Origin of the sequence: Streptomyces sp. WAC05292, from assembly GCF_003949955.1 — a bacterium.
Taxonomy (GTDB): domain Bacteria; phylum Actinomycetota; class Actinomycetes; order Streptomycetales; family Streptomycetaceae; genus Streptomyces; species Streptomyces globosus.
Genome location: NZ_RPSE01000340.1, coordinates 1 through 6957 on the forward strand (window position 1 = coordinate 1; position 6957 = coordinate 6957).

The 6957-nt window shown below is 76.1% G+C and carries 7 protein-coding genes; 3 read left to right on the plus strand and 4 right to left on the minus strand.

All coding sequences use genetic code 11. The features are described 5' to 3' along the window. On the minus strand, positions 1-137 hold a 137-nt coding region (locus EF903_RS25950), incomplete at its 3' end, for a wax ester/triacylglycerol synthase domain-containing protein (protein WP_148142576.1). Between the two features lie 228 nt (positions 138-365). Here EF903_RS25950 and EF903_RS25955 point away from each other — a divergent pair. The 3 genes from EF903_RS25955 to EF903_RS25965 all read left to right on the plus strand — a co-directional run bounded on the left by EF903_RS25955 (position 366) and on the right by EF903_RS25965 (position 3249). After that, positions 366-1457, plus strand: a complete 1092-nt coding sequence (locus EF903_RS25955; protein WP_125547105.1) for a sialidase family protein — start codon at positions 366-368, stop codon at positions 1455-1457. A 59-nt stretch (positions 1458-1516) separates the two neighbouring features. Further along, positions 1517-2203 (plus strand): uracil-DNA glycosylase, encoded by a 687-nt coding sequence (locus tag EF903_RS25960; RefSeq protein ID WP_125547107.1) that lies wholly within the window; start codon positions 1517-1519, stop codon positions 2201-2203. A gap of 125 nt (positions 2204-2328) precedes the next feature. After that, positions 2329-3249, plus strand: coding sequence for a sirohydrochlorin chelatase (locus EF903_RS25965; RefSeq protein WP_125547109.1), 921 nt, complete (start codon positions 2329-2331; stop codon positions 3247-3249). Positions 3250-3340: 91 nt separating this feature from the next. Here the strand turns inward: EF903_RS25965 and EF903_RS25970 are convergent, their stop codons facing one another. The 3 genes from EF903_RS25970 to EF903_RS25980 all read right to left on the minus strand — a co-directional run. After that, positions 3341-4429 carry a lactonase family protein gene (locus EF903_RS25970; protein ID WP_125547115.1) on the minus strand — a complete coding sequence of 363 codons (1089 nt, stop codon included), beginning with the start codon at positions 4427-4429 and terminating at the stop codon, positions 3341-3343. 89 nt (positions 4430-4518) lie between these two features. Next, a complete protein-coding gene (locus EF903_RS25975) occupies positions 4519-5655 on the minus strand; it encodes a nitric oxide synthase oxygenase (protein ID WP_125547112.1) in 1137 nt (378 codons plus the stop codon). 305 nt (positions 5656-5960) lie between these two features. Continuing rightward, positions 5961-6957, minus strand: a 997-nt coding sequence (locus EF903_RS25980; RefSeq protein ID WP_148142577.1) for an FUSC family protein, incomplete at its 5' end; no start/stop codon positions are given.

Here is a 6957-nt window from a genome sequence, read left to right on the forward strand (position 1 = left end):
CGCGTACACCACGTCCGGGGCCTCGGGCCCGGCGGGGCGGAGTCGAGCACCGCGAGGGCGCCGAGATGCATGGGGTGGCCGGCTGAGTCGATCCGCCAGAAGGCGAGGTCGAGCGGGGAGAGGTGCTCTGTGACCACGTATTGCCTCTCGCGAGCAGTGGCTGAGGCTGGAAGTCAACCCCTTTCGGCCTCCTACGATCAAGTAGCCACACTTTGCCGCGCCGGTCGATCGCCGGCGGTCAGCCGGTCAGGGCCACGGCCCCGCTGCCGGGCCGCGGCCGCGGCGCGGGTGCAGACTGGCCGGAAGTCGCCCGGCGGGACGAGCGGAAGTCCCGCCGGGGTCGAGGACGGCCGGAGGTGTCGATCATGGCAGAGGTGCTGCTCCTGGCGGGGACCCGCAAGGGGCTCTTCATCGGCCGCAGCAGGGACGGCGGGCCGTGGCGGTTCGAGGGGCCGCATTTCAACGCCCAGGCCGTCTACGCGGTGGCGGTCGACCGGCGCCGCCCGGCGCCCCGGCTGCTCGTCGGCGGGGACAGCTCGCACTGGGGGCCGTCCGTGTTCACCTCCGACGACCTCGGGGCGACGTGGCGGGAGCCCGCCCGGCCCGCCGTGCGCTTCCCCGAGGACACCGGGGCCTCCCTGGAACGGGTCTGGCAGCTGCACCCGGCCGGGCCCGAGGCCCCGGACGTGGTGTACGCGGGGACCGAGCCGGCGGCGCTGTTCCGCTCGGCCGACCGGGGCGAGTCGTTCGAGCTGGTCCGCCCGCTGTGGGAGCACCCGACCCGGGGGGACTGGATGCCGGGCGGCGGCGGCGAGGGCCTGCACACCGTGCTGACCCACCCGGCCGACCCCGCGGCCGTCACGGTCGCGGTCTCCACCGCCGGGGTCTTCCGCACCCGGGACGGCGGCGGCAGCTGGGCCCCGTCCAACCGCGGCGTGTCGGCGGTGTTCCTGCCCGACCCGCAGCCGGAGTGGGGGCAGTGCGTGCACAAGGTCGCCCGCGACGCCGGCGACCCGGACCGGCTCTACCTCCAGAACCACTGGGGCGTGTACCGCAGCGACGACGCCGGCGGCAGTTGGACCGACATCGGCTCCGGGCTGCCCAGCGACTTCGGCTTCGCCGTCGCCGCGCACCCCCGCCGGCCCGGGACGGCGTACGTCTTCCCGCTGAACGCCGACTCGGACCGCGTCCCGGCGGAGCACCGGTGCCGGGTCTTCCGCACCTCCGACGCGGGCGCCACCTGGGAGCCGCTCACCCGCGGCCTGCCGGACGCAGACCACTACGGGACGGTGCTGCGCGACGCGCTGTGCACCGACGACGCCGACCCGGCAGGCGTCTACTTCGGCAACCGCAACGGCGAGTTGTACGGAAGCCGCAACGACGGGGACACCTGGGAGCTGCTCGCGGAGCACCTGCCGGACGTGCTGTGCGTGCGGGCCGCGGTGCTGCCCGCCTGAACGGCCCTCAGGAGGAGCGCGGCACGGGGCCGGGCGTTGGGCCAGTAGAGTGACTCCCCGTGGCTGCACGACCGTTGAACGAAATCGTCGAGCCGGGCTGGGCCCGAGCTCTGGAGCCGGTGGCGGCGCAGATCGCCGCCATGGGCGACTTCCTGCGCGCGGAGATCGCGGCCGGCAGGACCTACCTGCCGGCGGGGGCGAACGTGCTGCGCGCGTTCCAGCAGCCCTTCGACGAGGTGAAGGTGCTCATCGTGGGGCAGGACCCCTACCCGACGCCGGGGCACGCGATGGGCCTGTCCTTCTCGGTGGCCCCGGAGGTCCGCCCGGTGCCGCCGAGCCTGGACAACATCTTCCGCGAACTCCACGCGGACCTGGGCGTGCCGCGCCCCGCGAACGGGGACCTGACGCCGTGGGCCCGGCAGGGCGTACTGCTGCTCAACCGCTCGCTGACGACGGCGCCGCGCAAGCCCAACGCCCACCGCGGCAAGGGCTGGGAGGCCGTCACCGAGCAGGCCATCCGGGCGCTGGCGGCGCGTGGCAAGCCTCTGGTGTCGATCCTGTGGGGCCGCGACGCCCGCAACCTGCGGCCGCTGCTGGGCGAGCTGCCGGCGGTGGAGTCCGTCCACCCCTCCCCCATGTCCGCCGACAACGGGTTCTTCGGCTCCCGGCCGTTCAGCAGGACCAACGACCTGCTGGCCCGGCAGGGCGCCCAGCCGGTGGACTGGCGACTGCCGGCCGGGGTCTGATCCGCCCGCAAGTGGATCATTCGGTTGAACCGTATACGACATTCATCGGATAAATACGGACAGATGCCGCCCGGCCGGACCCTGCCCGAACACCTGCTTCCGATAAGCCAGTAGCATGCGGCGCCATGAGCTCCCCCACTGGGCCCGCAAATGGCCTGCCCGTACGAATGCCGCGACCCCGCCAGACGGGACGCCACCGCCGGCCCGAGCCCGCGGTGGCCCCCGAGGGCGCGCCGACGCTGGTGCTCGCCGTGCCCGGCGCGCCTTCTGCCGCCTCGCGCGGGCTCGCGGAAGAGATCATCAGCATGGGCCGCTCCGAGCTGCCCGGCCTGGAGGCCCGCATCGGCTTCCTGGAGGGTGACGACGCCGAGGGCGCCGAGTTCCCGGCTCTGTCGGGCGTGCTGACCGCCGTCGCCGCCGAGCGCGTCGCGCGCGCCGAATTCGCGCGCGCCGCGGGGCACGAGGTTCCGGAGCAGTCCGGCCCGGACGCCGTGGTCGTCCCGCTGCTGGCCGGCCCCGACGCCGACCTGCTGCGCCGGATCCGCCAGGCCGTCATGGACTCCACGGCCGCCGTGGAGCTGGCCGAGGTGCTCGGCCCGCACCCGCTGCTCGCCGAGGGCCTGCACGTGCGGCTGTCGGAGGCGGGCCTCGCCCGCGCCGACCGCGCGCGGCTGTTCACGGTGACCACCGCCGCCGACGGCATCATCGTCGCCACCACCGGCGGCGAGGAGGCCGTCCAGGTCGCCGGCGTCACCGGCATGCTGCTGGCCGCCCGCCTCGCGGTGCCGGTCAAGGCCGCTGCCCTGGACGAGGAGGGCGCGGTGGCCGCCGTCGCCGAGCAGCTGCGCAGCGAGGGCTCCACGCAGCTCGCCCTGGCGCCGTACCTGATCGGCCCGGAGGCCGCCGAGGGCCTGCTGGACACCGCGGCCAAGGAGGCCGACTGCGCGGTCTCCGAGGTGCTCGGCGCGTACGGCGCGCTCGGCAAGCTGGTGGTCACCCAGTACGCCGCCGCTCTCGGCATCCCGCAGGGCGCCCCCGCCCGCTGACCCCGGTCGGCGCCGTCCGTACGAGGGCCCGCACCCCCGGAAGCCGGGGCGCGGGCCCTCGCCGCGTCCCGGGCACGTGCGGGGCGGCCGGTCAGGCGAAGACGACGCAGGTGGCCGCCGGGACCGCGAGGGCGCCTGCCCGGTGCGGCTCGCCGGTGGCCGGGTCGACGTCGAACCAGGTGACGTCACCGGAGCGCTCGTTGGCCGCGTACAGGCGGCGCCCGGCAGGGTCGGCGGCCAGGTCGCGCGGCCAGGTCCCGCCGCAGGGGGTGCTGGAGGCGGGGCGGGGTCGGTGGGGCCCGTCCGCCAGGGAGAGCGTCGCGATGGCGTCGGCGCCGCGCACCGCGACCCGGACGAAGCGCCCGTCGGGCGAGGCCAGCACCGCCGAGGGGTAGGCCCGTACGCCGCGGGCGGCCCCCGCGGCGAGCGGCACCTCGCCGAGCGGCTCCAGCCGCCCGGAGCGCCGATCCCAGCCGCAGACGGTCAGCAGGGGCTCCAGCTCGTGCACGACGTACGCGGTCCCGCCCTCCGGATGGAAGGCGAGGTGCCGGGGCCCGCTGCCGGGGCGCAGCCGGACCTCGGCGTGCGGGAGCAGGGCGCCGGCGGCCGTGTCGGCGAGGCGGCACACGCGCACGGAGTCGGTGCCGAGGTCGACGGCGAGGACCCAGCGGCCGCTCGGGTCGGGCAGGACCTGGTGGGCGTGCGGCCCCTCCTGGCGGTCCGGGTCGGGCCCGCCGCCCCGGTGGGTGAGGACGGCGGCGGGGCCGGCGGGGCTGCCGTCCGGGGCGAGCGGGAGGCTGCTGATGCCGCCGGAGGTGTAGTGGGCGGTGAGCAGGGCGCGCCCGGCGAGGCTGACGTGGGTGGGGCCGGCTCCGCCGACGGGGACGGCCGGCCCGAGCGGGGCGAGGCCGTCGCCCTCCGGCCGGAACGCCCGGACGGCGCCCCGCTGCGTCTCGCTGACGGCGTAGAGCAGGCCGCTGCCGCGGTCGACGGCCAGGTAGGAGGGGTCCGCGAGGGCGCCGCCGGTGGCGGACAGGGCGGTGAGCGCACCGGTCGCCGGGTCGACGGCCGCGGTGGTGATCCCGCGGCCGCCCGCCGAGGTGAACGAGCCGATGTGGACGCGGGGCGGGGCGGAGGCCGCCCCCGGCGGGGTCCGGTGCTCGCCGCCGCTCCCGCGGATGCCGTCCGCCCCGCCCGCGCCCGCCGTGCCGTCCACGGATGCCCCTCTCCGCCGCTTCCCGCTTCCTCGGGCTGACGGTAACAGAAGGTCTAGACCAAGTCGCGGCCCTGGGCCCGCTCCCGGGCGCCCGGGTGGTGCACGTAGGCGGTCGCGCTGGGCCGGTCGTCGTACGTGCGGTGGAAGACCGGTGTCGCCGCGCCGGAGATCGGCGGGACGATCCACGACCAGTCGGCGCCGACCTCCCGGCCCTTGCGCTCCTCCCTCGCCAGGTGCGTCAGGAACCGCCGGGACTCGCTGTGGTGGTCCGCGATGGTGACGCCCGCCCGGTCGTAGGAGTGCAGCACCGCCCGGTTGAGCTCGACGAGCGCCCGGTCCTTCCACAGGGAGCGGTCGCTGGAGGTGTCGAGGCCGAGACGGCGGCCGACGGCGGGGAGCAGGTTGTAGCGGTCGGTGTCGGCGAGGTTGCGGGCGCCGATCTCGGTGCCCATGTACCAGCCGTTGAACGGGGCGGCCGGGTAGTGGATGCCGCCGATCTCCAGGCACATGTTGGAAATGGCCGGAACGGCGTGCCAGCGCAGCCCCCACTGCGCCCAGCCGGGGTCGTCGGGGTGCTCGATGGGCACCTCCAGCACCGCGTCGGCCGGGGTGTCGAACCAGCGCGGCTTGTCGTCGACGCCCTGGACGACCAGGGGGAGGAGGTCGAAGGGGGTGCCCGCCCCGCCGCGCCAGCCGAGGGCGAGCAGCGCGCTGGTGAGCGGCGCGTTCCGCGGGTCGCCGACGGTTATCGAGGGGTGGTCGCCGTAGCCCGCGTACCGGATCAGCTGCTCGCTCCAGATCAGCGGGCCGGGGCGGTCGGGGGCGTCGGGGGCGAAGACGGTGATGGTGGGTCTGATCCGTCCGCCGTTGGTGGCCTCGCGCAGGTGCGCGAAGCACTCCTCGGCGAGCGTGTCGGCGTCGCCGACGTGTCTGCGGTCGCGCACCCGCAGCGAGTTCCAGTAGAGCCTGCCTATGCAGCGGTTGCTGTTGCGCCAGGCGACGCGGGCCCCGTGGGCGAGTTCCTGCGGCGTGTGCCGGTAGGTCCCCGTCTCCGCGATCTCGGCCCGCACGGCGGCGAGCCGCGCGTGCGGCTCGCCGGCCTGCGGGTTCTCCCGGTGGAAGAGGCGGACGAACTCCTCAGCCGCGGCCCACACCTGCGACGTGGTCGTGCGTTCCCGAAGTTTTTCCATCCCGGGCCGTTACCCCCTGTCCGGACAGATCCACCCTGTGCGTGGCGGATGCACACGCAGTGAACAGTGACCCGTTGTACAGGCCGCAGGTGGGCGGAGTCAGCGCGCCGGGGGTTCGAACACACCGGCGAGTGGTCTTCGACCGAACCTCCTGCGCGGGGGCCTGACGGGGCGTAGGATCCGCCCCGGTTCCAGGCGGCCCGCACGGCGCTCGCGGGCGAAGCCGGCCGCGGGCTCCCTCGGCGCGGCGGGCAGCTCCGGTTCCGGCTTCGCCGTCGTGCGGGCGCGCCGGACTCCGGATTCGGTCAGGCGCTGATGACGAGCGGGGAACGCGGGTCGGTGCGCAGCGGGGCGTGCAGCGCGACGAGGGCGTGCTCCAGCCCGTGCAGGTGCACCAGGGCCGGCTCGGCGGCCTGGGTCCGGCCCTGGGGCCGCGGCCCGCCCGCGGGGGTCCCGGCCCCGGCGGCGCCGTCCGGCGCGGTCAGGGCCTCGACGGCGGCCTCGACGCGCCAGCAGGCGGCCGCCAGGCGGGCGTCGTGGGAGGCCTGCGGGTCGGCGGCGACGGCCACCAGCCCGCGCACCTCGCGCGCGCAGTCGTCGAGGAGGGCGAGGACCTGGCGGGCGCGGGCCTTGCGGGCGCGCAGCGGGCTGAGGGGGTGGACCAGCGGGGCGAGCGCGGTCCGGGCGCGGCCCAGCAGCAGTTCCAGTTCGGCGGCGTGCGGCGCGGGGTCGGCGGCGTCGTCGCCGGCGAGCCGGTCGAGTGCGGCCGCGGTGGCCGCCCGTACGCAGTGCAGGGCGCGCTGGATGAACGCGTCGTTCACGGCGTGGGTGGTGACGGGCAGGATCAGGACGACGGCGAGAGCCGCGCCGAGCGCCCCGACGGCGGTCTCCTGGAAGCGCAGGAGCAGCAGGCCGGGGTGGAGGACGCCGAGGAGCCCGTAGAGCAGCCCGGCCATGACGGTGACGAAGAACATCATCCAGGAGTACGAGGGCGCGGCGGTGTAGAAGATGCCGAAGACGCATACGGCGACCAGGGCGGCGGTGGGTGCGGGCGCACCGCCCAGCGGTACGGCGATCAGCAGGCCCGCGGCGATGCCGAGGACGGTGCCGAGGACCCGCCGGAAGCCGCGGACGAGGGTCTCGCCGCGCGAGGCGGTGTTGACAAAAATCCACCAGGCGGTGCCGACGGCCCAGTACCAGCGCTCGTGCGAGAGCGCCTGGCCCACGAGCAGGGCGAAGGCGCAGGCGGCGGTGGCCTGGACGGCCTGCCGGGTGGTGGGCCGGGCCAGCCCGCGGCCGGGG

Excerpts from the sequence above, each read along its gene's own strand:
- EF903_RS25975 (WP_125547112.1), bottom strand. The coding sequence starts at position 5,655 with ATGGAAAAACTTCGGGAACGCACGACCACGTCGCAGGTGTGGGCCGCG.
- EF903_RS25955 (WP_125547105.1), top strand. The coding sequence starts at position 366 with ATGGCAGAGGTGCTGCTCCTGGCGGGGACCCGCAAGGGGCTCTTCATC.
- EF903_RS25965 (WP_125547109.1), top strand. The coding sequence starts at position 2,329 with ATGAGCTCCCCCACTGGGCCCGCAAATGGCCTGCCCGTACGAATGCCG.